Annotated in this window: 22 protein-coding genes and 1 tRNA gene; 11 read left to right on the forward strand and 12 right to left on the reverse strand. The window is 68.8% G+C overall.

All coding sequences use genetic code 11. The annotated features are described in order from the left end of the window. Positions 1-60: 60 nt before the first annotated feature. From ACTZWU_RS04410 to ACTZWU_RS04420, 3 genes are read right to left on the reverse strand one after another with little or no spacing between them, the layout of a single operon-like run. On the reverse strand, positions 61-1,098 hold the full coding sequence (locus ACTZWU_RS04410; protein ID WP_444736142.1) for an ABC transporter permease: 1,038 nt from the start codon (positions 1,096-1,098) through the stop codon (positions 61-63). Between the two features lie 16 nt (positions 1,099-1,114). Further along, positions 1,115-2,617 (reverse strand): sugar ABC transporter ATP-binding protein, encoded by a 1,503-nt coding sequence (locus ACTZWU_RS04415; protein WP_444736143.1) that lies wholly within the window; start codon positions 2,615-2,617, stop codon positions 1,115-1,117. Then, complete coding sequence (locus ACTZWU_RS04420; RefSeq protein ID WP_444736144.1) at positions 2,614-3,294, reverse strand: DUF2291 family protein; 681 nt, start codon at positions 3,292-3,294, stop codon at positions 2,614-2,616. Before ACTZWU_RS04420 ends, ACTZWU_RS04415 begins: the two co-directional genes overlap by 4 nt. A gap of 357 nt (positions 3,295-3,651) precedes the next feature. Here ACTZWU_RS04420 and ACTZWU_RS04425 point away from each other — a divergent pair, with 357 nt between their 5' ends. From ACTZWU_RS04425 to fba, 10 genes are all read left to right on the forward strand, one after another. Next, positions 3,652-5,259 (forward strand): FGGY-family carbohydrate kinase, encoded by a 1,608-nt coding sequence (locus tag ACTZWU_RS04425; RefSeq protein WP_444736145.1) that lies wholly within the window; start codon positions 3,652-3,654, stop codon positions 5,257-5,259. Beyond that, a complete protein-coding gene (locus tag ACTZWU_RS04430; protein ID WP_444736146.1) occupies positions 5,256-6,773 on the forward strand; it encodes a glycerol-3-phosphate dehydrogenase in 1,518 nt (505 codons plus the stop codon). The genes ACTZWU_RS04425 and ACTZWU_RS04430 overlap by 4 nt, the downstream gene beginning before the upstream one ends. Before the next feature lie 10 nt (positions 6,774-6,783). After that, positions 6,784-7,713, forward strand: coding sequence for a sugar phosphate isomerase/epimerase family protein (locus ACTZWU_RS04435; protein ID WP_444736147.1), 930 nt, complete (start codon positions 6,784-6,786; stop codon positions 7,711-7,713). Positions 7,714-7,739: 26 nt separating this feature from the next. Next, positions 7,740-8,888 carry an iron-containing alcohol dehydrogenase gene (locus tag ACTZWU_RS04440; protein WP_444736148.1) on the forward strand — a complete coding sequence of 383 codons (1,149 nt, stop codon included), beginning with the start codon at positions 7,740-7,742 and terminating at the stop codon, positions 8,886-8,888. Next, positions 8,888-9,838 carry a sugar-binding transcriptional regulator gene (locus ACTZWU_RS04445; RefSeq protein WP_444736149.1) on the forward strand — a complete coding sequence of 317 codons (951 nt, stop codon included), beginning with the start codon at positions 8,888-8,890 and terminating at the stop codon, positions 9,836-9,838. Before ACTZWU_RS04440 ends, ACTZWU_RS04445 begins: the two co-directional genes overlap by 1 nt. A gap of 187 nt (positions 9,839-10,025) precedes the next feature. Continuing rightward, positions 10,026-10,823, forward strand: a complete 798-nt coding sequence (locus tag ACTZWU_RS04450) for a DeoR/GlpR family DNA-binding transcription regulator (RefSeq protein WP_444736422.1) — start codon at positions 10,026-10,028, stop codon at positions 10,821-10,823. Then, positions 10,820-11,581, forward strand: a complete 762-nt coding sequence (locus tag ACTZWU_RS04455) for a triose-phosphate isomerase (protein WP_444736150.1) — start codon at positions 10,820-10,822, stop codon at positions 11,579-11,581. Before ACTZWU_RS04450 ends, ACTZWU_RS04455 begins: the two co-directional genes overlap by 4 nt. Then, a complete protein-coding gene (gene derI, locus ACTZWU_RS04460; RefSeq protein ID WP_444736151.1) occupies positions 11,578-12,039 on the forward strand; it encodes a D-erythrulose-4-phosphate isomerase in 462 nt (153 codons plus the stop codon). Before ACTZWU_RS04455 ends, derI begins: the two co-directional genes overlap by 4 nt. Then, positions 12,039-13,010: a class 1 fructose-bisphosphatase gene (locus ACTZWU_RS04465; RefSeq protein ID WP_444736152.1), complete on the forward strand. Its 972-nt coding sequence runs from the start codon at positions 12,039-12,041 to the stop codon at positions 13,008-13,010. The genes derI and ACTZWU_RS04465 overlap by 1 nt, the downstream gene beginning before the upstream one ends. A gap of 6 nt (positions 13,011-13,016) precedes the next feature. Beyond that, positions 13,017-14,051, forward strand: a complete 1,035-nt coding sequence (gene fba / locus ACTZWU_RS04470) for a class II fructose-bisphosphate aldolase (protein WP_444736153.1) — start codon at positions 13,017-13,019, stop codon at positions 14,049-14,051. Positions 14,052-14,069: 18 nt separating this feature from the next. On the opposite strand, the gene ACTZWU_RS04475 is transcribed toward fba, so the two are convergent. Further along, a complete protein-coding gene (locus ACTZWU_RS04475) occupies positions 14,070-15,242 on the reverse strand; it encodes an NAD(P)/FAD-dependent oxidoreductase (protein WP_444736154.1) in 1,173 nt (390 codons plus the stop codon). A 95-nt stretch (positions 15,243-15,337) separates the two neighbouring features. Here ACTZWU_RS04475 and ACTZWU_RS04480 point away from each other — a divergent pair. Then, positions 15,338-15,412 (forward strand) — tRNA-Gln (locus ACTZWU_RS04480). 75 nt (positions 15,413-15,487) lie between these two features. Here ACTZWU_RS04480 and ACTZWU_RS04485 read toward each other — a convergent pair. The 8 genes from ACTZWU_RS04485 to ACTZWU_RS04520 all read right to left on the reverse strand — a co-directional run bounded on the left by ACTZWU_RS04485 (position 15,488) and on the right by ACTZWU_RS04520 (position 25,270). Next, on the reverse strand, positions 15,488-17,065 hold the full coding sequence (locus ACTZWU_RS04485; protein WP_444736155.1) for a GMC family oxidoreductase: 1,578 nt from the start codon (positions 17,063-17,065) through the stop codon (positions 15,488-15,490). Between the two features lie 133 nt (positions 17,066-17,198). Then, entirely contained in the window at positions 17,199-18,710 is a 1,512-nt protein-coding gene (locus ACTZWU_RS04490) for a tripartite tricarboxylate transporter permease (RefSeq protein ID WP_444736156.1), read from the reverse strand. 6 nt (positions 18,711-18,716) lie between these two features. Further along, complete coding sequence (locus ACTZWU_RS04495) at positions 18,717-19,286, reverse strand: tripartite tricarboxylate transporter TctB family protein (RefSeq protein WP_444736157.1); 570 nt, start codon at positions 19,284-19,286, stop codon at positions 18,717-18,719. Next, positions 19,286-20,239, reverse strand: coding sequence for a Bug family tripartite tricarboxylate transporter substrate binding protein (locus ACTZWU_RS04500; protein WP_444736158.1), 954 nt, complete (start codon positions 20,237-20,239; stop codon positions 19,286-19,288). Before ACTZWU_RS04500 ends, ACTZWU_RS04495 begins: the two co-directional genes overlap by 1 nt. Positions 20,240-20,430: 191 nt before the next feature. Beyond that, complete coding sequence (locus tag ACTZWU_RS04505) at positions 20,431-22,914, reverse strand: sensor histidine kinase (RefSeq protein ID WP_444736159.1); 2,484 nt, start codon at positions 22,912-22,914, stop codon at positions 20,431-20,433. Next, positions 22,911-23,588, reverse strand: coding sequence for a response regulator transcription factor (locus tag ACTZWU_RS04510; RefSeq protein WP_444736160.1), 678 nt, complete (start codon positions 23,586-23,588; stop codon positions 22,911-22,913). The genes ACTZWU_RS04505 and ACTZWU_RS04510 overlap by 4 nt, the downstream gene beginning before the upstream one ends. A 54-nt stretch (positions 23,589-23,642) precedes the next feature. Further along, positions 23,643-24,704 (reverse strand): diguanylate cyclase domain-containing protein, encoded by a 1,062-nt coding sequence (locus ACTZWU_RS04515; protein WP_444736161.1) that lies wholly within the window; start codon positions 24,702-24,704, stop codon positions 23,643-23,645. Then, positions 24,701-25,270 (reverse strand): heme NO-binding domain-containing protein, encoded by a 570-nt coding sequence (locus ACTZWU_RS04520; protein ID WP_444736162.1) that lies wholly within the window; start codon positions 25,268-25,270, stop codon positions 24,701-24,703. Before ACTZWU_RS04520 ends, ACTZWU_RS04515 begins: the two co-directional genes overlap by 4 nt. Positions 25,271-25,285: the final 15 nt, after the last annotated feature.

Genomic DNA, 25,285 nt, shown 5'->3' on the forward strand with positions numbered 1-25,285 from the left:
GGGGGTCTTTCCGGGCGGCCCGTCCTCTTTTCGGGCCGCGCGGGGAAGGTCGGGGCGGCCTCAGCCCTTGCGGGGGCCGCCATATTGAAGCGAGTTCATCAGCACGGCCAGCACGATCACGGCGCCGGTGAAGACCGTCTGCCAGTAGGAACTGACCCCGATGATCACGAGGCCCGCCGACAGGAAGCCGATCACGAAGGCGCCCAGCATCGTGCCGCGCACCGTCCCGCGCCCGCCGGTCAGCGCCGCGCCGCCGATCACGACCGCCGCGATGGCGGTCAGCTCGTAGGTCATGCCCGCCGTGGGACCGGCCGAGGTCAGCTGCGAGGCCAGCACAAGCCCCGCCACCGCCGACAGCATCCCCGAGACGACATAGACGGTGATCTTGACGCGCTTCACGGGCACGCCCGACAATTCCGCCGCGCGTTCATTCCCGCCCGAGGCGTAAAGCCAGCGCCCGAAGGCCGAGCGTGACAGGATCAGCCCCGCGATGATGGCGATGCTGGCCAGCACGATCACGCTGATCGGAATGCCCCAGAGCCGGTTGAAGCCCAACCACGAAAAGCCGGTATTGCTCAGTTCCTCGCGGCCGCGCAGGTTGTTGTAGGTCAGCCCGTTCGTCATCAGCAGCGCGATGCCGCGGGCCACATACATCACGCCAAGCGTGGCCACGAAGGGCGGCACCTTGAAGATGGCGACCAGCACGCCGTTCACCGCGCCCACCGCCGCGCCCACGCAGAGCGTCAGCACCACGACCGCCCAGACCGGCGGATAAAGGATCACGCCAAGCGCATCCAGTTCCACCCCCTGCATCATCGCGCCCGCCACGACCCCCGACAGCGCCAGGATCGAGCCCACCGACAGGTCGATCCCGCCATTCAGGATCACCAGCAGCATGCCGATGGACAGGATGCCGAAGATCGCCACCTGGCTGGACATGATCAGGAAGTTCGCCACCGTGAAGTAATTGGGCGACAGCGACGAAAAGACCGCGATGATCGCGATCAGCGCGAAGAAGGCGCGACCCTCAAGCAGGATGCGGGTCAGGTTCAGCGGGCGGCGCTTGGGCGAGGCGGGGTTGGTGGTTGATGCGGACATGGTTTCCTCCTCGCGCTCAGGCGGCCACGGACTCGCCCGAGGCGGCCATGATCTTTTCCTTCGAGACGCTGCTGTCGAATTCGGCCGAGATGCGGCCCTTGTGCATGACGATGATCCGATGCGCGATGGACAGGCATTCGCTGACCTCGGATGTCGAATAGAGAACCGCCAGACCCTGCCGCGCGCCTTCGGCCAGCAGGCGGAACACCTCGGCCTTGGCGCCGATGTCGATGCCGCGCGAGGGCTCGTCCAGCATGATGACGCGGGGTTGGGTGGCGAGGATCTTGCCGATCACCACCTTTTGCTGGTTGCCACCCGATAGCGAGCCGATGGCCGCGTCCCCGCCCGAGGTCTTGACCGTGACGCGGCGGATGCTGTCCGCGATCAGGGCGCGTTCGGCGCCCGTGTCGGTGAACAGGCCCCGCGTGAAGCGCGCGATGGAAGCCAGCGACAGGTTCTGGCCCACGCTCATGGTCTGGACCAGCCCGTCGCGCTGGCGATCCTCGGGGACCAGCGCAAGGCCCCGCGCGATGCGGTCCGCGATGGACACGTGGCTGACCTCTTGCCCGTCCAGCACGATCTGCCCGCCACTGGCGCGCAGACGTCCCGCGACGGTTTCCAGCAGTTCCGTCCGGCCCGCGCCCATCAGCCCGTAGATGCAGACGATCTCGCCCGCGCGGATGTCCAGATCAAGGCCGCGCACCAGATCCTGCCCGGTCGCATCCGGCACCGACAGGCCGCGGATCGACAGGGCCACAGCGCCCGGCGTCGTGTCGGGCGGGCTGCCCAGATCGTAATTCTCGCCGACCATGTTGCGGACGATCCACTCCAGGTCGATCCGGTCGCGCGGCGCGCTGGCGGTCATCACCCCGTCGCGCAGCACGACCGCATGGTCGGTGATGGTCAGCGCCTCTTCCAGATGGTGCGAGATATAGACGATACTGACGCCGCGCGCCTTGAGGTCGCGGATCACCTTGAACAGGACCTCGACCTCGCTTGCCGATAGTGCGCTGGTCGGCTCGTCCATGATCAGGATGCGGCTGTCCACGGACAGGGCGCGGGCGATCTCGACGATCTGCTGCTGGCCAAGGCGCAGATCCTCGACCGGGGTCTGGGGGTCGATATCCTCTTCCAGCTCGGTCATCAGCAGGCGGACCTGCCGTTCCTCTTCGGCGTAGTCCACGCCGAAGGGGGTCATGATCTCGCGGCCCATGAAGATGTTGTCGCGCACCGACATATTGGGCGCGAGGCTCAGTTCCTGATGGATGATCGAGATGCCGCGCGCCTGCGCCTCGGCGGCATTGGCGAAACGGGCGGGCTGGCCGTCAAGCACGATCTCGCCCGATGTGGGCTGGATGACGCCCGACAGGATCTTCATCAGCGTGGACTTGCCCGCGCCGTTTTCCCCGAACAGAGTCGTGACCTCGCCGCGGCGGATGTCGAAATTCACGCCCTTGAGGGCATGGACCTGCCCGTAGGACTTGGCCACGTTGCGCGCGGCAAGGACGATGCCGGTCATTGGACCTCCAGCGCGACGGGGGTGATCATCCAGTTGGTCGGGTTGATCAGGCGAAAGGCGCCGGTCACGGTCAGTGTGCGGCCGGTCAGGTTGGCGGTGTCGATGGGGCCCAGAACCTCGGCCGCCATGGCGCGGTTGATGCCCGATCCGGCATCCTGGAACTCGATCTGGTTGCGGAAGGCGCCAAAGGCGATGTCGCCCGGCGCGTCGCGCAGGTCGGTGCCGTTGATGGCGGGGCCGGTCTGCACGCGGATCACCTGACCTTCGGGCATGCCCTCGACCTCCAGCGGATAGACGCCGGCGCGGGGCGTGCCTGCGACGCCCGAGACGGTGACCATGAAGATCGCCCCGGTCGAGGCCGGCGTGCCGTATTCGTCGATGGCCGCCTGCTGGTCGGCGGCGATGGCGGCATGCAGGGCTTCGGCCTCGACCGCGCGGCTGATGACAAAGTCGCGGATGCGCGGGAATTCCTGCTGGCCATAGGCGTCCGGCGAAAAGGCCTGCTGGCGGACATCGGCCTCGGAGCCGACATGAACGACGGTCGTGTCCAGCGCGATGGCGCCCAGAACCAGCACCCCCGCCGCCAGCGACAGCCACAATCCGCGCCGGGACGAGGGCGCCGCCTTGGGCGCCGCGGCGCGGGGCGGGGTCCGGGGGCTTTCGGCGTCTGCGGTCATGGGCGGCCTCTCTGGTCGGTGACGTCGCGGGAGGGGTAGGCGATTCGCGGGCCTGCCGCGCGCAAGGCGGCGTCGTGCGCGCTGATGGGCGCGGCGGGCATGATCGCGGCAAGGCGCTGGAAAAGCGGTGTATTCATGACCAAGCGCCGACCTCCCCTTCGGCTTCGCCTGTCTTGCTTTCAGGTGCCGGGCCGCGACAATGCGCCGTCTTTCCCGGTACCGTTTTGCGGCGAACAGGATCAGCTTAGATGAAATATTTTGCGCTGTCCGTAAAAAAATTCGTTTAACAACCCGAATGCGTGCTATATCGGGAATGCGGTAAGCCGCCCTGCGGCGCCGCAAGCGAGGGGGAAGCAGATGGTCGAGGGGGGCGCCTTCAACGGCGATGCGCCGGGCGGACGCGATGTCCTGATCGGCATCGATGCGGGCACGTCGGTCATCAAGGCCGTGGCCTTCGATCTGGACGGGCGGCAGCTTGGCGCGGCCTCGGTCGCCAATCGCTATCGCAGCGGGGCCGATGGATCGGCGGTGCAGGACATGGCGCGGACCTGGGCCGATTGCGCGGCTTCGCTGCGCGGTCTGGCCGATCGCGTGCCGGGGCTTGCCGCGCGGACCGCGGCGCTGGCGGTGACGGGGCAGGGCGACGGGACATGGCTTGTCGGGCGCGACGGTCCGGTCGGTGACGCCTGGCTTTGGCTGGACGCCCGCGCCGCGCCGACCGTGACGCGACTGGGCCAGGACCGCGCCCGGTTCGAGGCGACGGGGACTGGCCTCAACACCTGCCAGCAGGGCGCGCAGATGGCGCATATGGACGCCCACCACCCCGACTTGCTGGACCGGGCCGAGGTCGCGCTGCATTGCAAGGACTGGCTTTACCTCAACCTGACCGGCATCCGCGCGACCGATCCGTCCGAGGCCAGCTTTACCTTCGGCAATTTCCGCAGGCGCGCCTATGACGATGCGGTGATCGCAGCCCTTGGCCTGACGCATCGCCGCGCCCTGCTGCCGCCCATCATCGAGGGGACGCAGATCACCCATCCCCTGACCGCCGAGGCCGCCCGCGCCACCGGCCTTCTGTCAGGCACGCCGGTCTGTCTGGGCTATGTGGACATGGTGATGACAGCCCTTGGTGCGGGCGTGCTGGCCGGGCACGAGGGGCAGGGCGCGGGAGACGTGGCCTGTTCGACCGTCGGATCGACCGGGGTGCATCTGCGCGCCGTTGCGGCGGAACGGGTGCATCTGAACGATCAGGGGACGGGCTATGTGATCTGCCTGCCGGTGCCGGGCATGGTGACGCAGGTCCAGACCAACATGGCGGCGACGCTGAACCTCGACTGGGTGCTGGGGCTGGCGGCGGACCTTCTGTCCGAGATGGGCCAGCCCGTGACGCATCGCGATCTGGTCGCGCGGCTGGACGGCTGGCTGGCGCAGGCCGCGCCGGGGCGGGTGCTGTATCATCCCTATATCTCGGAGGCGGGCGAGCGTGGTCCCTTTGTCGATGCCGATGCGCGGGCCGCGTTCACCGGTCTGTCGGCGGCGCATCGCTATCCCGATCTGGTCCGGGCCGTGGCCGAGGGGCTGGGCATGGCCATGCGCGATTGCTACGCCGCGATGGGGCCGCTGCCCTCGGAACTGCGCCTGACGGGCGGGGCTGCGCGATCGCCGGGCTTGCGCGCGATCCTGTCGGCCTGCCTCAACGCGCCGCTGCGCGTCTCGGCGCGTGACGAGGCCGGGGCGGCCGGTGCCGCCATGATGGCTGCCGTCGCCATCGGCGCCGCCCCCGACATGCGGAGCTGCATCGACCGATGGGTGACGCCGCTTCTGGGCGCCCCCGAGATGCCCGACCCCGATCTGGCCGCGACCTATGCGCGCCTTTACCCCGCCTTTGCCGCGACCCGCGCCGCGATGCCGCCCGTCTGGGCCGCGCTGGCCCGCTCGCGCCCGACGACAGGAGAAACAGGATGACCCATGACCCCGAGATGATCGACCTGTTCGTGATCGGCGGCGGCATCAACGGCGCGGGCATGGCGCGCGACGCCGCCGGGCGTGGCCTGTCGGTCGTGCTGTGCGAAAAGGACGATCTGGCGCAGGGCACCTCGTCGCGGTCGGGCAAGCTGGTTCATGGCGGGCTGCGCTATCTTGAATATTACGAATTCCGCCTGGTCCGCGAGGCGCTGATCGAACGCGAGGTGCTGCTGCGCGCAGCCCCTCACATCATCTGGTCGATGCGCTTCGTGCTGCCCCACAGCCCTGATGACCGGCCCGCATGGCTGGTGCGGCTGGGGCTGTTTCTCTACGACAATCTCGGGGGTCGGCGGAAACTGCCCGGAACGCGGGTGCTGGACCTGCGCCGCGACCCTGAGGGCGCGCCGCTGCTGGACAAGTATCACAAGGGGTTCGAATACAGCGATTGCTGGGTCGATGATGCGCGCCTCGTGGTGCTGAACGCGGTGGACGCGGCCGAACGCGGCGCGACGGTGCTGACGCGAAGCCCCTGCATCTCGGCCCGGCGCGAGGACGGGGCCTGGTCCGTCACCACCCGCGACAGCCTGACCGGCGAGACGCGCCAGTTCCGCGCCCGCTGTCTGGTGAATTGCGCGGGTCCGTGGGTCAGCGACATCATCACGCGCGTTGCGGGCTCGAACTCGGCCCGCAACGTGCGGCTGGTCAAGGGCAGTCACATCATCGTGCCGAAATGGTGGGACGGGCCGAACGCCTATCTGGTCCAGAACCACGACAAGCGGGTGATCTTCATCAACCCCTACGAGGGCGACATGGCGCTGATCGGCACGACCGACATCGCCTATGAAGGCCGGGCCGAGGACGTGACCGCCGACGAATCCGAGATCGACTATCTGCTGGCCGCCGTGAACCGCTATTTCAAGGAAAAGCTGCGGCGCGAGGATGTGATCCATTCCTTCTCGGGGGTCAGGCCGCTCTTCGATGACGGGCAGGGCAACCCCTCGGCGGTGACGCGCGACTACGTGTTCGACCTTGACCGGAATGGTGGGGCGCCGATGCTGAACATCTTCGGCGGCAAGATCACCACCTTTCGCGAACTGGCCGAACGCGGGATGCACCGGCTGGCCGAGATCTTCCCGCAGATGGGCCCCGACTGGACCGAGACCGCGCCTCTGCCGGGCGGCGAGATCGCCAATGCCGATTACGAAAGTTTCGCGGCGCTGCTGCGCGAGCTTCATCCCTGGATGCCACGGGCGCTGGTGCGCCATTACGGGCGGCTTTACGGCGCACGGACCCGCGACGTGGTGGCGGGGGCGATGGGGCTGGCCGATCTGGGGCGCCATTTCGGCGGCCAGCTCTACGAGGCCGAGGCGCGCTATCTGGTCGCCCGCGAATGGGCGCGCACGCCCGAGGATATCCTGACCCGCCGCACCAAGCACTACCTGCATCTGAGCGCCGCCGAACAGGCCGCCTTTGCCGAATGGTTCAACGCCTCTGATCTGGCCCGCGCGGCCTGAGGAAATGACGATGCTGACGCTTTCGCTGAACACCAATCCGCTGGTCAACCGCATCGCCGACCCGGACCATCTGATCGACATCGTGGCCCGCGACATCCGCATCCGCGACCTGCAACTGACCCATGAATTCATCAACCCCTCTTGGCCCGCGCCGCTGATCCGGCGCCTGACCCGGCAGATGCGCGCCGCGCTGGACCGCACCGGGGTGCGCGTCACCAGCGGCATGACCGGGCCTTACGGGCGGCTCAATCATTTCGGTCATCCCGACGCCGAGGTGCGGAGACATTATATCGACTGGTTCCGGACCTTCGCCGACATCACCGCCGAACTGGGCGGGCGCAGCATCGGCACGCAATTCGCGATCTTCACCTGGCGCGATTACGACGATCCGGCGCGCCGCGAGGCACTGATCGACGCCGCGCTGGATTGCTGGGCCGAGGTCGCGGACCACGCGAGGGGCGCGGGCCTCGATTACCTGTTCTGGGAGCCGATGAGCATAGGGCGCGAATTCGGCGAGACGATTCCCGCCGCGATGGCCTTGCAGGACCGGATCGCGGCTTCGGGCATGGCCATCCCAATGTGGATGATGGCCGATATCGACCATGGCGACGTGACCAGCGCGGACCCGGCCGATTACGATCCCTATGCCTGGGCGCGGGCGGTGCCGCCGGTCAGCCCGATCATCCACATCAAACAATCGCTGATGGACAAGGGCGGGCATCGTCCCTTTACCGCAGATTTCAACGCCTTGGGCCGCATCCAGCCGAAACCCCTGCTGGTCGCGCTGGCAGAGGGCGGCGCCATCGACAATGAGATCTGTCTGGAACTCAGCTTCAAGGAACGCGAGCCCAATGACCGGCAGGTCATCGCCCAGATCGCGGAAAGCGTGGCCTTCTGGGCGCCCCATATCGACACGGGCGCGGATAAGCTGAATATCTAGCGGATTGACACAGCAGGAATTCAGCCATGACCAGCCCTTTTGCTTTTGCCACAGCCACGGAAATCCTGTTCGGACGCGGCCAGATGGCGGGTGCTGCCGCCCGCGTGGCCGCGATGGGGCGGGCGGTGCTGCTGGTGCAGGGGGCGACGGGGTCGCGCGCCGACGGGCTGGCGCGGGCGCTCGAGGATCGGGGCTGCACGGTCGCGCGCCTCTCGATCCCGCGTGAGCCGGACCTGCCGATGATCGAGGACGCGCTGCGCCTTGCGCGCGGGGCCGAGGTCGTCGTGGCCTTGGGCGGTGGCGCGGTGATCGATGCGGGCAAGACGCTGGCCGCCTGCCTGACGATGGCGCGGCCCCTGATGGATCACCTTGAGGTCGTGGGGCAGGGCCTGCCGCTGGATCACGCGCCCTTGCCCTTTGTCGCGATCCCGACCACCGCGGGGACCGGTGCCGAGGTCACGCGCAACGCGGTGATCGGCGTGCCCGAGGCGCGGCGCAAGGTCAGCCTGCGCGATGCGCGGATGCTGCCGCGTCTGGCCATCGTGGACCCGGCCCTGACCGATGGCTGCCCGCGCGCGGTGACGCTGGCCTCGGGGCTGGACGCGATCACGCAGGTGATCGAGCCCTATGTCAGCACCCGCGCCAATGCGCTGACCGACGCCTTGTGCCGTGATGCGATCCCGCAGGGGCTGGCCGCGCTGATGCGGCTGATGCAGGCCGAGGACCCTGCCGCCCGCGACAGCATGGCCTGGGTCAGCCTGTGCGGCGGGCTGGCATTGGCCAATGCCGGGCTGGGGGTCGTGCATGGGCTGGCGGGCCCCCTGGGCGGGCTGACGGGGGCGGCGCATGGCGCGATCTGCGGGGTGCTGCTGCCGCATGGCCTGCGGGCGAACCGGGCGGTGGTCAGCGATCCGGCCTTGGCCGCGCGGCTTGATGAGGTCGCGGGATGGATCGGCGCGGCCTTCGGGCACCCGGATGCCGATATGGATCGCGCGGCGGGCCTGCTGGCGGATTGGTCGCGGGGCTGCGGCCTGCCGTCCCTGACCGCGCTTGGCATCGACGCAGACGCGCAGGGCCAGGCGGCCGAGGCGGCCGCCTCGTCCTCGTCGATGAGAGCCAATCCAGCGGTGCTGTCGCGGCCCGCGCTTTGTGCGCTGATGCGGGACGCGGGCTGATGGCGCGGCGTGGGCCGGTCGATCCTGAACAGAGCCTCGCGATTCGCGCGGCCTGGCTGCATTACGCGGGCGGGCTGACGCAGGCGGCGGTGGCCAAGCGGCTGGGCGTGCCGGGGGTCAAGGCGCATCGCCTGATCGCCCGCGCCGTGGCCGAGGGCGTGGTGAAAGTGACGATCGACGGCGAGATCGTCGAATGCGCCATGCTGGAGGACCGGCTTTGCGCCCGCTTCGGGCTGGATCATTGCGAGGTCGCCCCCGATCTGGGCGAGGAGGACATCCCCCTGCGCGCGCTTGGCCTGGCCGGCGCGGCCTTCCTGCGCCGCGAGATCGAGCGGGGCGAACATCAGGTGATCGGTCTGGGCCATGGCCGCACGATGGCGGCGGCGGTGCAGAACCTGCCGCGCTTTGATGCGGGGCGGGTGCGGTTCGTCTCGGTTCTGGGGGGGCTTACGCGGAATTACGCGGCGAACCCGCATGACGTGATGCACAGCCTGGCCGAAAAGACTGGCGCGCAGGCCTTCGTGCTGCCGGTGCCGTTCTTTGCCAACAGCGAAAGCGACCGGGCGATCCTGCTGGCGCAGCCCGGCGTGCGCGAGATCTTCGACCTGTCCAACAGCGCCACGCTGAAACTGGTGGGGATGGGATCGGCGGATGCGGGCGCGCAGCTTGTCGCCTCGGGGATGATCGAGCGCCACGAGATCGACGAGATCAACGCCGCCGGCGCCGTGGGCGAGATGATGGGCCATTTCTTCGATGCCGAGGGCCGCGTTCTGACCACGACGCTGAGCATGCGGACGCTGTCGGTGGATCTGGGCCGCCCTGACGGGCACCGGATCGTCGTGATCGCGGGCGGCGCGCAGAAGATCGCCGCGATCCGCGCGGTGCTGAACAGTGGCCACCTGTCCGGGCTGATCACTGACGAGTTGACAGCCCGCAGCCTGTTGTCCTGACCAACGACCTGCCCCGTAAGGGGGGCGGGCCGGGCAAAGCCCGGCCCGGACGCTGCCGCTTGGCCCCGCGCCGCCCTGCGCGCGGCAGGCTTGCCGATTCATCACATGAAATCGTCACAGGATCACATGATCGGTGTTCCATATAACGCGCATTGTGTTATGAGCGGCGCCAGAGGGGGCGCTGGTGATGAAGCGGGACGAGAGACGACAGGCGATCATGGATCTGCTGGTGGCCGACCGCGCGGTCGATCTGGACGCGCTGGCGGCCCGTTTCGCGGTCAGCCGCATGACCATCCACCGCGATCTGGACGATCTGGCCCAGGCGGGCCTGTTGCGAAAGGTGCGCGGCGGCGCCACGATCGAGGCGGGCACCCAGTTCGAAAGCGACTTCCGCATCCGCGAATTGCAGGACGGCGAGGCCAAGGCCCGCATGGCCGAGGCGGCTATGGCGCTGGTCGAGCCGGGCATGACGGTGATGGTCAATGACGGCTCGATGGCGGCGCTTCTGGGGGCGCGTCTGGCCGCGCTGGCGCCCTTGACCGTCATCACGAACAATGCCGCCGTGATCGAACGGCTGAAGGACGCGCCCGGCGTCACGCTGATCGCGCTTGGCGGCACCTTTAGCGCCAAATTCAACGGCTTTTTCGGCATGGTCACGGAAAACGCGCTGGCAGGGCTGCGCGCCGATCTGGCCTTTGTCTCGACCCCGGCCGTGGCGGGGCTTCAGGCCTTTCACATGGATGGCGACGCGGTGCGGACGAAGCGCGCCATGATGCGGGCGGCGGGAACCAGCGTGCTGCTGGTGAACCATCGCCGCTTCGGGCGCAGCGCGCTGCATCTGCTGGCCAATCTGTCGGATTTCGACGCGATCATCACCGATGCGGCGCCCGCGCCCGACCATCTGGCGGCGCTGGAGCGCGGCGGCATCGCGCTGATCGTCGCGGGGAATGCCACGGGTTCACAGGACAGCGGAGGAAAGCGATGACGACATTCTGGATCGGCACGAGCTGGAAGATGAACAAGACCTTGCCCGAGGCGCTGGCCTTTGCCGAGGGGCTGCGCGCGGCTCGGCCTCTGCCTGGCATCCAGCGCTTTGTCGTGCCGCCCTTCACCGCCTGCCGTCAGGTCAAGGCGGCGCTGGCGGGCACCGATGTCAAGGTCGGCGCGCAGAACATGCACTGGCAGGACGAGGGCGCCTGGACCGGCGAGATCAGCGCGCCGATGCTGGTCGATTGCGGCCTCGATCTGGTCGAGCTGGGCCATAGCGAACGCCGCGCCCATTTCGGCGAGACCGACGAGACGGTCGGCCTGAAGACGGCGGCCGCCGTCAGGCACGGGCTGACCCCGCTGATCTGCATCGGCGAGACCCTGGCCGAACGCGAGGCGGGTCGCGCCACCCAGGTTCTGGCCGCGCAGGTCCGCGCCGCGCTGGAACCGGTGGCGGGGTCCGACGCGCCCATCCTTCTGGCCTATGAACCCGTCTGGGCCATCGGCGCGGGCGGCATACCCGCCACCGCCGATTATGCCGATGCGCGGCACGCCGAGATAGCCGACGTCGCGCGGCAGGTCATGGGGCGGCACATCCCATGTCTCTATGGCGGGTCGGTCAATCCGGGCAATTGCGCGGAACTCATCGCCTGTCCGCATGTGGACGGGCTGTTCATCGGACGCTCGGCCTGGGACGTGGCGGGCTATCTGGACATTCTGGCGCGCTGCGCCGCAACCATGGGAGAGACGGCATGAAACTGGCGATTGCAGGGGACAGCGCGGGCGAGGGTCTGGCAAAGCTGCTGGCCGATCACCTGAAGGACCGCTTTGACGTGTCCGAGATCAGCCGCACGGATCAAGGCCCGGACGCCTTTTATGCGGACCTGTCGGACCGCGTCGCCTCGGGCGTGATGAACGGCACCTTTGACCGCGCCATCCTGGTCTGCGGCACGGGGATCGGAGTCTGCATCGCCGCGAACAAGGTGCCGGGCATCCGCGCGGCGCTGACGCATGACACCTATTCCGCGACCCGCGCGGCGCTGTCGAACAACGCGCAGATCATCACGATGGGCGCGCGGGTCATCGGCCCGGAACTGGCCAAGGCCATCGCCGATGCCTGGCTTGCGGAAACGCTGAACTTCGACGCCTCGGGCAAGTCGGCGGGCAATGTGGATGCCATCGACGCGGTCGATGCCAAATACAACAAGGCCTGATGCTGCGGCTTCCCACCGATGGGGCCGCGACCGGCCCCCGCCTGGCCGAGGCGCTGGAAGGCGCCCCCGCAGGCCCCGTCATCGCGGCCATCGCCCGCGCCGTGCCGCCCTTGGCCGCGCGGTTGGCGGCGGGGCGCCTGCATGGCGATCCCGAAGCCGTGGTCGGCACGAATGATAGCGGCGACTGGCAAAAGGCGCTGGATCTGGCCGCCCATCACCACATGCTGACGGCGCTGCGCGCGGCCGGCGTGCGCCGCGTCCTGTCGGAAGAGGCCGAAGCCGTCATCGCCCTGAACGAGGGCGGCGATTTCGATGTGGCCATCGACCCGATCGACGGCTCGGGCAGTATCGGCATCGGCGCGCCGCTTGGCCTGCTGTTCAGCGTTCTGCCCTCGGGTCCGGACAGCTTCCTGCGGCCGGGCCGGACGGCGGTGGCGGCGGGCTATGCGTCCTTTGGCCATTCGGTCGATTTCGGCTTTTCGACCGGGCAGGGCGTGCATGTCGCCACGCTGGAACCCGGCGGCGACTTCCGTATCGCGCATGAGGGGTTGCGGCTGAAGCATCAGGCTTCGACCATCGCCTATAACGCCTCGAACGAGCGGCACTGGGCGCCCGGACTGCGGGATTGGGCCGCCGATCTGCGCGCGGGCGCCGAGGGGCCCCGCGGGCGCGACTTCAACATGCGCTGGCTGGCCGCCGCGGTCGGCGAATTGCACCGCATCCTGCTGAAGGGCGGGGTGTTCCTTTACCCCGACGACGCGCGCCCGGGCTATGCCAACGGGCGTCTGCGGCTGGTCTACGAGGCCGCGCCCATCGCCTTTCTGATCGAACAGGCGGGCGGGCAGGCGACCGATGGGCGCCGCCCGATCCTCGATCTGGCCGCCGACAGCCTGCACCAGATGACGCCCCTGATCTTCGGCGCCGCCGACGAGGTGGCGACGATCCACACCTACCTTGCCCGCAAAGGATAACGCCCCATGGCCATGATCACCCTGCGCCAGCTTCTGGACCATGCCGCCGAGCATGGCTATGCCGTGCCGGCCTTCAACATTAACAACATGGAACAGGGCCTGTCGGTCATGCAGGCCGCCGCCGCCACCGACAGCCCGGTGATCCTGCAGGCCAGCCGGGGCGCGCGCGCCTATGCCAATGACGCGGTTCTGGCGGGGCTGATCACGGGGCTGGCCCGCGCCTTTCCCGATATTCCGATTTGCATGCATCTGGATCACGGCAACGGTCTGGCGACCTGCGCCACCGCGATCCAGAACGGCTTTACCAGCGTGATGATGGATGGCAGCCTCAAGGCCGACGGCAAGACGCCCGCCGATTACGCCTATAACGCCGACATCACCCGCCGCGTGACCCAGATGGCCCATGCCTGCGGCGTCTCGGTCGAGGGGGAACTGGGCGTTCTGGGCAGTCTGGAAACCGGCATGGGCGATCAGGAGGATGGCCACGGCGCCACCGAAAAGCTGTCCGAGGATCAGCTGCTGACCGACCCTGACGAGGCCGTGCGCTTTGTCCAGGATACCGGCGTCGATGCGCTGGCCATCGCCATGGGGACCAGCCACGGCGCCTACAAGTTCACCCGCAAGCCCGATGGCGACATCCTGGCGATGCATGTGATCGAGGAGATCCACCGCCGCCTGCCGAACACGCATCTGGTGATGCACGGCTCATCCTCGGTCCCAGAGGACCTGCAGTGGATCATCAACGCGCATGGCGGAGACATCCGCCCGACATGGGGCGTCCCGGTCGAGGAAATCCAGCGCGGCATCCGCCACGGCGTGCGCAAGGTGAACATCGACACCGACAACCGGCTGGCGATGACGGCGGCGATCCGCAAGGTTTTTGCCGAGCGCCCCGAGGAATTCGATCCGCGCGCCTATCTGAAGCCCGCCATGGCCGCCATGTCGGAAATCTGCCGCGCCCGGTTCGAGGCTTTCGGCACGGCGGGTCATGCCAGCCGCATCAAGCCCCTGCCGCTATCCGCGATGGCCGCGCGCTACTGACCCGCGCGCCGGGTGCGTTCAGGCGCGCCCGGCGGCATCGGCCGAGGCCCAGGCCCACTGGAAATTATAGCCGCCCAGCCAGCCGGTCACATCCACGCATTCCCCGATGAAATGCAGCCCCGGCACGGCGCGCGCCGCCAGTGTGCGTGCATCCAGATCGCGCGTGTCCACCCCGCCAAGCGTCACTTCGGCGGTGCGGTAGCCCTCGGTCCCGACGGGGGTTATGCGCCAGCGATTGACCCGCGCGCCAAGCGCGTCAAGGCGGGCGTTGTTCTGATCGGCCAGCCGCGCCTGCGCCAGCCCCGTCTCGACCGCAAGGGCCTGCGCCAGGCGTTCGGGCAGCATCGCGCCAAGCGCGGTCGCCACCTGCTGGCGGCCATTGCGGCCCCGCGCCTCCTTCAGGTGCGCGGCGATGTCGTGGTCGGGGCAAAGGTCGATCTGAAGCACCTCTCCGGGTTGCCAGAAGCTGCTGATCTGCAGGATCGCCGGCCCCGACAGGCCCCGATGCGTGAACAGCAGCGCATCGCGGAAGGCGCCGCCGCCATGGGCGATCCGGGCCTCGACTGCAACACCCGCCAGCGGGCGGCAGAGCGCCAGATCCTGTTCGGCAAAGGTCAGCGGCACGAGGGCAGGGCGCGTATCCACCAGACGCAGCCCGAACTGGCGGGCCAGATCATAGGCGAAACCGGTCGCGCCGATCTTGGGGATCGACTTGCCGCCCGTCGCCACCACCACCCGCGCCGCCGTCATTGCCCCCCGGGGGCCGGTCACATGGAAGCGGTCGCCCTGATGTGTGACGGTCTCGATCGGCGTCTCAAGGCGCAGGTCGGCGCCGCGCATCCTGGCCAGCAGCATGTCGGTGATCTGCGTGGCCTTGCCGTCGCAGAAAAGCTGGCCTTGGGTCTTTTCGTGCCATGCGATGCCCGCCCGATCCACCAGCGTCACGAAGTCGCGGGCCGGATAGCGCGCCAGCGCGCTGGCGGCAAAGCGCGGGTTGCCCGACAGGAACCGGTCGGGCGCCGTGGCCAGATTCGTGAAGTTGCAGCGCCCCCCGCCCGAGATGCGAATCTTCTCGCCCGGATTGCGCGCGTGATCCAGCACCGCGACGCGCCGGCCCTGCGCCAAGGCCGAGCCCGCACAGAAAAGACCGGCCGCCCCGGCGCCAAGAATGACAAGGTCGAAATGCTCCATGCGGCCCGGTTAACCCGGCGTGACGGGCAGGGCAAGATTTCTGCATTTTCGGTCTTGCACCTGCCTCGGGCCTTCGGTAATCACCCTCCCACAGTTGGGGCGTGGCCAAGTGGTAAGGCATCGGTTTTTGGTACCGTGTACCGTAGGTTCGAATCCTACCGCCCCAGCCAAATCTTCCTGATCCAGCATTATCAACGCCTTGCGGCGCGCGGTTCGCGCGAGGTCGCAGCCCTTTACAGGGCGCGTCAGGCGCGGGTCATCATTCGGGCGATGTTCTCGGCCAGCATCATCGTGGGGGCGTTCGTATTGCCCGCGATGATCGAGGGCATGATCGAGGCATCGACGACGCTGAGGCCCTCGACCCCGCGCACGCGGCCCTGCGGATCGACGACCGAGGCATCGTCGCGGCCCATCCGGCAGGTGCCGACAGGGTGATAGATCGTCTCGGCGCGGGCGCGGATATCCTCGATCAGGGCGGCGTCGTCGCGCCTTGCGGGGCCGGGCAGGATCTCGGCGCCGAGCCGTCCGGCCAGCGCGGGCGCGGCCATCACCCGGCGCGCGATCCTCACAGCGTCCAGCATCACGGCCATGTCGGCGGGATGGGTCAGGTAATTCGCCTCGATCCGCGGGGGCGCCAGGGGGTCGGGGCTGACCAGCCCGATCCGCCCCCGGCTTTGCGGCAGCAGGTCACAGACATGCAGCGTCACCCCGTAACCCCACGAGGTCCGCCGCCCGTGGTCGCGCAGCAACGCGGGCAGGAAATGGAATTGCAGGTTCGGCCTGTCCCGCGACGGGTCCGAGCGCACGAAGCCGCCCGCCTCGGCCACGTTCGAGGTCAGCTCTCCCTGACCCCCTCGGGCGAAGGCCAGCCCTGCGCGCAAGAGGCGCGGCAGAAGGCCCGGGGCGACCGCGATCGCCTCGCGCCCAAGCGCGGCGGCCATGACGGTGATGTCCAGATGATCGGCCAGATTGGCCCCCACTTCGGGCGCGTGATGCAGGACCGGGATGCCGTTCCGCGCCAATTCCGCGCCCGGCCCTATGCCGGACAGCATCAGCAATTGCGGCGAATTCACCGCGCCGCCACAGAGGATCACCTGACCGCCGGGCCTGAGGCGCAGCACCTCCGGCCCCAGATCGACCCCCACGGCACGCCGCCCCTCGAACAGGACCCGGCGGACCTGTGCGCCGGTGCGGATCGTCAGGTTCGCGCGGCCCATCGCGGGCACCAGAAAGGCCCGCGCCGCGCTGAAGCGCCGCCCCTCGCGCTGCGTCACCTGATAGAGGCCCACGCCCTCCTGCGCCGCCCCGTTGAAATCGCGATTCTGGGGAAAGCCCGCCTGAACGCCCGCCTCGACGAAGGCGCGGCTGAGCGGGTTCACATGGCGCAGGTCGCTGACGGTCAGCGGGCCGTCCTGCCCGTGATGGGGCGCGCCGTGGCTGCCATTCGCCTCGAGGTCCAGAAACAGCGACCGCACGCGGTCCCAGCCCCAATCCGGGCCTGCCGCCTCGGCCCAGATGCGGTAGTCCTCGGGGTGGCCGCGCGTATAGATCATCGCGTTGACCGAACTGGACCCTCCAAGCGTCCGCCCGCGCGGCCAGTAGAGCCTGCGCCCGTTCAGCGCGGGTTCGGGCTGTGTGCCAAAGCCCCAGTTGACGCCCTTGGTGCGCGCCAGCAGCGCCAGACCAAGCGGGATGTGGATCAACGGGCTTCGGTCGCGTCCGCCCGCCTCGATCAGGCAGACATGGCAGCCGGGATCGGCCGAAAGCCGGTTGGCCAGAACCGAGCCCGCCGAACCCGCCCCCACGATGATGACATCGAACATTCCTCGCCCCCCACAGACACCTTGAGCATAATCTCCACCGGCCGGGGCCGTTCTGGCGAGCGGGACGTCACGTCATCGTGAACGCAAAAGGGCCGCCCCGCCGGGGCGGCCCCTGTCGCGCGGCGGGGAGGGATCAGGCCGCGACGACGGGTTTGCGGCGCATCAGCGCCCAGAGGCGCGGCCCCAGCACCGCGAGCAGCGCGATGGCATAGATCGACAGGGCGATCTTCGAGTTCAGCAGGAAGGTCCAGTCGCCCTGATTGATCATCAGACCGCGCCGCAGTTGTTCCTCGGCCAGGGGCCCGAGGATCGCCCCCACCAGCGCGGGCGCCAGCGGATAGCCGAACCGCCGCATCAGGAAGCCGATCGTGCCGAAGCCCAGAAGCAGGATCAGCGCGAAGGCCGAACCCTGCGCCCCCACGATGCCAAGCGTCGCAAAGGTCAGGATGCCCGCATAGAGGAACGGCCGCGGGATCGTCAGCAGCTTGACCCAGATGCCGATGAAGGGGACGTTCAGCACGACCAGCATCAGGTTGGCGATGAACAGGCTGGCCACCAGACCCCAGACCAGATCGGCGCTGTTGGTGAACAGCAGCGGCCCCGGTTGCAGCCCGTATTGCTGAAAGCCCGCCAGCATCATCGCCGCTGTGGCCGAGGTCGGCAGGCCAAGCGTCAGCAGCGGGATCAGCGTGCCTGCCGCCGATGCGTTGTTGGCGGCCTCGGGTCCGGCCACGCCCTCGATGGCGCCGCGGTTCTCGTCGAAATCGCGCCGCGCCTCGCCCTGCGCCAGCCGTTTTTCGGTGGTGTAGGACAGGAAGGTCGGGATCTCGGCGCCGCCCGTGGGCATCGGTCCGAACAGGAAGCCCAGACCCGTCCCGCGCAAGTAAGGCCGGAAGCAGCGCTTGAGGTCCGCCCAGTTCAGCCAGACCGAACCGCTGACCGCCTGGGCCTTGGTCTTGTGGTTGATGTGCTGCGAGGCCAGATACATCGTCTCGCCGATGGCAAACAGACCCACCGCGACAATGGCGATCGAGATGTTGTCGCTCATTTCCGGGACGCCGAAGGCCATGCGGACCTGCCCGGTCAGCTTGTCCGTGCCGACGATGCCGATGGTCAGGCCGATGAAGAGGGCGGTCATGCCGCGCACCACGGACCCGCCGAAGGCCGCCGAGACGGTCATGAAGGACAGCACCATCAGCGCGAAATACTCGGCCGTGCCGAAGGACAGCGCGACCGCCACCATCAGCGGTGCGACCAGCGCAAGGCCCATCGTGGCGATGGTGCCGCCGAAGAACGACCCGATGGCCGCCGCGCCAAGCGCCTTGCCGCCCGCGCCCCGCTTGGCCATGCGGTTGCCCTCGACCGCGGTCATGATGGATGCGGTCTCGCCGGGCGTGTTCAGCAGGATCGACGAGATCGCGCCGCCATACATGCCCCCGTAATAGATGCCCGCAAACATGATCATCGAGCCGGTGGCACCGAAGGACAGGCTGACCGGCAGCAGCAGCGCGACCGTCAGCGCAGGGCCGATCCCCGGCATCACGCCGACGGCGGTTCCCAGCATCACCCCCAGCAGCGCGAACATCAGGTTCATGGGCTGGATCGCGGTCCCCAGACCGTCCAGCAGAAGAACGAAGGTATCCATGATGCCCTACCTCAGGATCTGGTCGATGACGCGTTCCAGCGGGCCGTTGGGCAGCGCAAGGCCAAGCCCGTATCGGAACAGCAGGAACAGCAGGAACGACATGACGCTGCCGATGGCCAGGTTCAGCAGATAGGTCGTCTGGCCGAAGGCGCGCGCGGCGCAGGCGAACAGCACCGTCGAGGCGATGATGAAGCCGCTGCCCGAATAGATCAGCGCGATCTGCGCGATGATGGCGCCCGCAAGCCAGGCCACGCCGCCCACGTTCAACCGCTCGCGTGCCTCGAAACCGCCGCGCCATGCGCTGATCGCGGTCAGGATCGCCAGAACGGTCAGGCCCGACGCGACGATGTAGGGCACAATCTCGGGGCCGAATTGTGCATAGGACCGCCGCACCGGATAGGACGAGGCGTCGCGATAGAGCAGCAGCGCCAGCCCGAAGATCCCCGCCGCGATGCCGAGCGCGGCCAGATCGCGCTGGCCCGTGCCTTGCCCGGCCTCGTCCTCGCCATAGAGCCGGATCTCGGGTTCGTCGGGCAGCCGGGTTTCCCCGGCTGCCCTTGTCGTGTCGCCCGACATCACTCGGTGATCCCCAGATCGGTCAGGATGGCGGCGGTGGCGGTGACCTGCTCGTCCAGATAGGCGGCGAAGTCGTCACCGGCCAGGAACGTGTCCACCCAGCCCTTGGTCTGCAGTTCCTGCGCCCAGGTGTCGGATGCCGCCATCGTCTCGATGGTGCTGACCAGCGTGGCCTTCTGTTCGTCGGTGATGCCGGGGGCGCCCGCGATCATGCGCCAGTTCTGCACCTCGACGTCGAAGCCCTGTTCGACGAAGGTCGGGGCATCAAGATAATCCTGACGCTCGGGGGCGGTGATGCCGATGACCTTCAGCGCGCCCGCCTCGATCTGGCCCGAGAACTCGGAAAAGCCCGAGACGCCGACCGTCACCTGACCGCCGAGGATCGCCGCCAGAGCCTCGCCGCCGCCCGAATAGGGAATGTAGTTGATGGTCTGCGGCTCGACGCCCGCCGCCTTGGCGAACTGGCCCGCCGCGATGTGATCGACGCCGCCTGCCGAACCGCCCGCCCAGGTCACCGCGCCTGCATTGCTGCGCAGGGCCTCGGCCAGGTCCTCGGCATTCTCGATGGGGCTGTCGGCGGCGGCCACGACCACCACATATTCGCCCGTCAGCCGCGCCAGAGGCGTCACATCGGCCAGGCTCACCGGCGAATCATTGGCGATGACCGCGCCGACCATCACATAGCCGCCCACGATGGTCGCCGCCGGATCGCCGGACGAGCGGTTGACGAATTGCTGCAGCCCGATGGTGCCGCCGGCGCCTGCGACGTTCTCGACCTGGATGTTGCTGACCAGCCCCTCGGATTGCAGGGTGGACTGGATCGTCCGCGCGGTCTGGTCCCAGCCGCCGCCCGGACCGGCCGGCGCCATGATCCGCAGTTCCGACAATTCCGCCATGGCGGCAGGCGCCAGAAGCGAGGCCGAAACGAAGGCTGCGATACCGAATTTCTTCATGTTCCCTCCCAGGATGTCATCTGGCCCTTGGGCCGTTCGCACGGGCAGGAGGGGAGGCTGGCAGCTGGCACACCCGTCACGCCAGGCGCGCGGGGCGATGAAAGCTGCGGCGCCGGACACCTCCCATGCCCGGATGAACCGAACATAGCGGGCTTTCCTGTCATCGTCCTGACATCGCCCGAAAGGGGGCGTCAGGGCGAGAAGGGGGCCACGATCTCTTGCCACGTGGTCAGAAAGCGGATGCGGCGCTGCGGGTCCAGCCCCGCCAGCAGGACCGGGCGCAGCGCGATGGGCTGGACCGAGCCCTGACCCATCGCGCCGATCCGTTCGGGGGTCCAGATCCCGGCGACGCCCGGCCGGACCGCGCCAAGGGCCGACCGCCCCGCCGCGATCGCCTGCCCCTGCGGGGACAGGGTAAAGTCGATGAAGGCGCGTGCCAGGTCCGGGTCGGGCGCATCGCGCGGGATCAGCAGCGTCCGGGTCAGCACCAGGACGTAATCGTCAGGGACGATCACCCCGATCGGCGCGCCCTCGGCCTGACGCGCGAAGGCGTATGACCCCAAGACGTTATAGGCCAGATCCAGCTCACCCGAGGCCACCGCATCGAGGATTTCGGGGCTCGAATCGCTCAGCCGCGCGCCCACCCGGCCAAAGGCCGCCGCCAGCCGCCAGAATTGCGACGAGATCTGCTGGTCCTGCGTCGCCAGCAGATGCCCGACACCGCTGCGGGCGATGTCATAAGTCGCCACGCGGCCCTGGAACCGCTCGGGCTGCTGCTCCAGCAGGGCGGCCAGTTCGGTGTGGCCGCGCGGCTGCGTGCCGGGCGGGATCAGGTGCGGATTGTAGATGATCACCGCCGGTTCAAAGGTGAAGCCGAAGATCTCGCCCCGCCAATGCGCCCAGTCGGGCATCCCCGCAAGCCAGGGCGAGGCATGGGCCAGCGCGTGCCCGTCATTGGCCAACTTGAACTGCAGGTCAGAGGCAGAACTGATCAGCACGTCAGGGCGAAAGGGAAGGGTGTCGTCCAGATATCCGCGATAGAGCGCGTTGCTGTCGATCTCGGCATAGGTCACGTCGATATCGGGGAACTGCTCCTGAAAGCCGGCGATGAAATCGACGAAAAGCCGCGTGTCGGTCGTTCCCGCGATGGCCAGATCGCGGGCGGGCGGGTCGGCGGGTCCGCGGCCGGGGGCGGGAAAGTGCAGCGGCTCGGCCCGCGCGCCCGGCGCCATCGCCGTGGCCAGCGCAAGCGCTGCCGCCCAGATCGCCGAGCTGCGCGGCCCGCGCCGGGCCGCCTTGCCGCCCGCCGGGGCCAGAGGCAGGTCGAGGACCGCCGCCAGACCGCCACCCGTCCGGTCGCGCAGGATCAGATGGCCGCCCTGCGCCTCGGCCACCCGGCGCGCGATGTCGAGGCCCAGCCCCGAGCCGACATGCCCGGCGCCCGCGGCACCGCGCTGAAAGCGTCCGACCAGCCGCGCCTTGTCGGCATCGGCAATGCCCGGCCCGCGATCCAGCACGCGCAGCTCGACCCGGCCCGGCGCGCCGGGCGCGGCCTCGATCTCGACGGGGCCGGGGCTGTAGCTCAGCGCGTTGTCGATGAGATTGCGCAGCGCCTCGCGCAGCGCGACCGGATCGCCCCGCACCACCGCGGCCTCGGCCCCGGTGATGCGACGGCCGATGCGCGGCGCAAGGTCCGGGTCCAGCCTGCCTGCGACCTCGTCCACCAGGGCGGCGACGGCGACGGGCTGCGCCTCGGTCGTCTCCATCCGGTGCGAGATCGTTGCATCCATCAGCAATTGCGAGACCAGATGACTGGATTCCACCGCCAGGCCGTGGATCCGCGCGGTGCGGGCGCGCAGCTTTGCCTCGTCCGGTTCGGTCAGGGCCATCTCGGATTGCGCGCGCAAAGCGGCCAGGGGGTTGCGGACCTGATGGGCGGCCTCGGCCACCAGCCCGCCCATCCGGTCCATCGACTGGCCCAGCCGCCCCATGAAGCCGTTCAGCCCATCCACCAGGCGCTGGATTTCGACCGGGACAGGCACGTTCAGCGGCGAAAGGTCATCGGGCCTGCGGCCGCGAAGGGCGGCATCGATCTTGTCCAGAGGCGCGAAGGCGCGGCCGATCACCAGCCAGACGAGCACCAGCGCCAGCGCCGTCAGCACCGCGACGGGAACGACGGCGTTGCGCAGGATCTCGGCCGCCAGTTCGGCGCGCGCGCCGCGCGTCTCGGCCATGCGCACGGTCACCCAGCCCGTGCCCTCGGCGGTCGAGACCAGACGCCCGACGCTGACCAGGCGCACCGGCTCGTCACGGTGGACCGCATCGGCGAAGACCGGCGCGACCGAACGCGCCAGCGGTGCATCGGGGGCAAGGTCGGGATAGCCGGTCACATGCTGGCCCTGCGCGCCGATCACGGCGTAGAACACGCGCTCCTGCTCGGGGATCATCGCAAAGGCGGCGGTTGGCAGCTCGACCGCGACCGCGCCATCCTCGATCTGGACCGCGCCGGCGATCGACAGGGCCGAAGCCGAAAGCAGCCGGTCGAAGGCCCGGTCCGAGGCGCGCCGCGCATAATCGCCGATGAAGATCACCAGCAGCATCGCCGCGCTGACCAGCATCGCCAACGCCAGCGCCAGAAAACGGCGGCGCAGCGACAGGGCGCGCGGTGCCGTCATCCGCGCGGTTCTTCATCTTGGGCCATGTAGCCTACGCCGCGCACAGTCACGATCTGCACGCCCGATCCGGCGATCTTGCGACGCACGCGCGAGACGATCTGTTCCAGTGCGTTCTCCGATCCGCCATCCTCCAGATCCCCCAGACGCGCCATCAGACGGTCGCGGGTGGTGACGCGGCCCGGCGCCGAGATCAGGCTGTCCAGCAGCCGGAATTCGCGCGCGCCCATCTCGACCAGCGTGCCGTCCAGCCACAAGAGCTGGCCCGCCTGATCCAGCCGCAGCCGCCCCAGCTCCACCACCGCAGATCCCTGACCCGAAGGGCGGCGCATCACCGCCCGCAGACGCGCCTCGAACTCGCGCAGATCGAAGGGCTTGACGAGGTAATCGTCGGCGCCCAGATCCAGCAGGCTGACCTTGTCGTCGATCTCGGCCCGGGCGGTGATGACGAGGACCGGCAGATTGAGCCGCGCCCGGCGCAGCCCGCGAAGGATCGCCATCCCGTCGCCCGAGGGCAGGGTCAGGTCCAGGACAACCGCGTCGATCTGGTCCGAGGCCACGGTCTCGGGGACGTCGTCGCCGGTCATGTTCCACGTCACCTGATGGCCAAGCCCGCGCAGCCGGGCCTCGATCGCCTCGCCCAGATCCGGATTGTCCTCGACCAGCAGGATGTTCATGGCGCGATCAGACAGCAGGCGCGCAAACTTGTCCAGATGGCGGCGCGAGGGCCGTCAGGGCGGGCCTGTCTGCGGGCCGGCGCCGTCGCCCGCGTGCAGATCCTCGATCGTCGCACGGCCGCGCCCGGCATCCTTAGACCGATAAAGGGCGCGATCGGCGGCTGCCAGGATCGCCTCGGCCTCGAGCTCGCCCCCGCCCTGACAGATCACGATGCCGAGGCTTGCGCCGAGCTTCAGCGGTGCGATCCCTTCGGGACTGCGTGCCTCGACCGCCTCGATGATGCGGGCGGCCATGCGGCCAAGCTGCTCGCGGCAGGTCATGTCACGCAGGATCACGACGAATTCGTCCCCGCCCAGCCGCGCCGCCGTGTCGGCCTGCCGGATCGTCTGGCGCAGGGCGGTTGCGATCTCGACCAGCAGGGCATCGCCCGCCTGATGGCCCAGCCGGTCGTTCACCGGCTTGAAGTGGTCCAGATCCAGCTGCACCAGCGCGAAGGGTCGCGGCCCCTCGGCCTGGCCCGGACGCAGGAGCGCGGCCAGGGCCAGTGTCAGCCCCCGCCGGTTCAGAAGGCCGGTCAGCGCATCGCTATGTGCCTCGGACAGGGCCATGCGGCGGGCAGTTTCCAGATGGGCGCTGAAGCGCGACAATTCCGACAGGACGCCGCGATTGGCCTCGTGCAGGAACAGGAACTCCATCACCAGATCGGTCGGCGGAAAATCGGCGTCGGTCAGGTCGCAGGCCGCAATCGCGCGCCGCAGGGACAGGCCGAAGCCCAGATTCAGCAGGATCGTGGCGTCCGCGGCGCACACGGCATGGCCGCGCAGCACGATGTCGGGATGATGGCAGAGGCCGAGGAACAGGCGCCGCCCTTCGGATGCGGCCAGATGGACGGCCTCGACCACGTCGCGCCCGCCATGGGCGCGCAAAGGCACCAGCCGCCCCTGCAGGCCGTCGGCCAGGCCGGGCACGACCTTGAGAAGGGTCTCGCCCGCCGAAATCACGCGCCCCACAGGATCGAGGCGCAAATGCATCGGCAGGATGCGTGACAGCGCCGCCGCCGACAAGGCCAGCGGCGCGTCAGAGGCTGCACCCTCGGCGGGACGGGGGGCGGTCATGCGCGCCCTCCCTGCACCGAAAGCTCGGAACTGAGGCGGAAATTGCGTCCTTCGGCAAAGCGTTCCTCCCAGATCTCGACGCGGATGTCGGGGCCGTCGGCGTCGATCAGGCACAGCGCGCCGTAATCGTCGGCCATGCCGCGCACCAGACCGATCAGGACCGGCTGCCAGTCGGGATCCTCGGCCCGCACGGTGATCACGATGGCGCCTGTCAGTCGCGTGATGGTCAGCTCCGGGACCGCCAGCAGGGGCAGGACCAGATGTGCGCGGCCCGGCAATTCCTCCAGCCCCAGAAGGAAGTCGCGGAAATCGCGCCCCGAAAAGCGCAGAAGCCTGCGGATCGGTTCAAGCCGCGTGAGCCACGCGCCGACATCCTCGAACATCTCGGCCTGCGATTTCGCCATCTGCGCCGCGACGAGCGCAAGGGCCTGCCTGCCGCAGCCCTGCAGGTCGTCGCGGGGCAGTCCCTCCTGCAGGGCCAGTTCGTCCGCAAGGACCCGCACGAGGTCGTCGCCATAAGTCATGCGCAGGAATTCCTCGATCGTGCGGTCTACCAGCCTGTTCATGTGCACCTCTCTTCC

The sequence above is a fragment of the Paracoccus sp. NSM genome, from assembly GCF_052379855.1.
Classification (GTDB): Bacteria; Pseudomonadota; Alphaproteobacteria; order Rhodobacterales; family Rhodobacteraceae; genus Paracoccus.

Excerpts from the sequence above, each read along its gene's own strand:
- ACTZWU_RS04450 (WP_444736422.1), top strand. The coding sequence starts at position 10,026 with ATGAAGCGGGACGAGAGACGACAGGCGATCATGGATCTGCTGGTGGCC.
- derI (WP_444736151.1), top strand. The coding sequence starts at position 11,578 with ATGAAACTGGCGATTGCAGGGGACAGCGCGGGCGAGGGTCTGGCAAAG.
- ACTZWU_RS04420 (WP_444736144.1), bottom strand. The coding sequence starts at position 3,294 with ATGACCGCAGACGCCGAAAGCCCCCGGACCCCGCCCCGCGCCGCGGCG.
- ACTZWU_RS04425 (WP_444736145.1), top strand. The coding sequence starts at position 3,652 with ATGGTCGAGGGGGGCGCCTTCAACGGCGATGCGCCGGGCGGACGCGAT.
- ACTZWU_RS04500 (WP_444736158.1), bottom strand. The coding sequence starts at position 20,239 with ATGAAGAAATTCGGTATCGCAGCCTTCGTTTCGGCCTCGCTTCTGGCG.
- ACTZWU_RS04510 (WP_444736160.1), bottom strand. The coding sequence starts at position 23,588 with ATGAACATCCTGCTGGTCGAGGACAATCCGGATCTGGGCGAGGCGATC.
- ACTZWU_RS04490 (WP_444736156.1), bottom strand. The coding sequence starts at position 18,710 with ATGGATACCTTCGTTCTTCTGCTGGACGGTCTGGGGACCGCGATCCAG.
- ACTZWU_RS04515 (WP_444736161.1), bottom strand. The coding sequence starts at position 24,704 with ATGACCGCCCCCCGTCCCGCCGAGGGTGCAGCCTCTGACGCGCCGCTG.
- ACTZWU_RS04505 (WP_444736159.1), bottom strand. The coding sequence starts at position 22,914 with ATGACGGCACCGCGCGCCCTGTCGCTGCGCCGCCGTTTTCTGGCGCTG.
- ACTZWU_RS04415 (WP_444736143.1), bottom strand. The coding sequence starts at position 2,617 with ATGACCGGCATCGTCCTTGCCGCGCGCAACGTGGCCAAGTCCTACGGG.
- ACTZWU_RS04485 (WP_444736155.1), bottom strand. The coding sequence starts at position 17,065 with ATGTTCGATGTCATCATCGTGGGGGCGGGTTCGGCGGGCTCGGTTCTG.
- ACTZWU_RS04445 (WP_444736149.1), top strand. The coding sequence starts at position 8,888 with ATGGCGCGGCGTGGGCCGGTCGATCCTGAACAGAGCCTCGCGATTCGC.
- ACTZWU_RS04430 (WP_444736146.1), top strand. The coding sequence starts at position 5,256 with ATGACCCATGACCCCGAGATGATCGACCTGTTCGTGATCGGCGGCGGC.
- ACTZWU_RS04410 (WP_444736142.1), bottom strand. The coding sequence starts at position 1,098 with ATGTCCGCATCAACCACCAACCCCGCCTCGCCCAAGCGCCGCCCGCTG.
- ACTZWU_RS04475 (WP_444736154.1), bottom strand. The coding sequence starts at position 15,242 with ATGGAGCATTTCGACCTTGTCATTCTTGGCGCCGGGGCGGCCGGTCTT.
- ACTZWU_RS04495 (WP_444736157.1), bottom strand. The coding sequence starts at position 19,286 with ATGTCGGGCGACACGACAAGGGCAGCCGGGGAAACCCGGCTGCCCGAC.
- ACTZWU_RS04455 (WP_444736150.1), top strand. The coding sequence starts at position 10,820 with ATGACGACATTCTGGATCGGCACGAGCTGGAAGATGAACAAGACCTTG.
- ACTZWU_RS04440 (WP_444736148.1), top strand. The coding sequence starts at position 7,740 with ATGACCAGCCCTTTTGCTTTTGCCACAGCCACGGAAATCCTGTTCGGA.
- ACTZWU_RS04435 (WP_444736147.1), top strand. The coding sequence starts at position 6,784 with ATGCTGACGCTTTCGCTGAACACCAATCCGCTGGTCAACCGCATCGCC.
- ACTZWU_RS04465 (WP_444736152.1), top strand. The coding sequence starts at position 12,039 with ATGCTGCGGCTTCCCACCGATGGGGCCGCGACCGGCCCCCGCCTGGCC.
- ACTZWU_RS04520 (WP_444736162.1), bottom strand. The coding sequence starts at position 25,270 with ATGAACAGGCTGGTAGACCGCACGATCGAGGAATTCCTGCGCATGACT.
- fba (WP_444736153.1), top strand. The coding sequence starts at position 13,017 with ATGGCCATGATCACCCTGCGCCAGCTTCTGGACCATGCCGCCGAGCAT.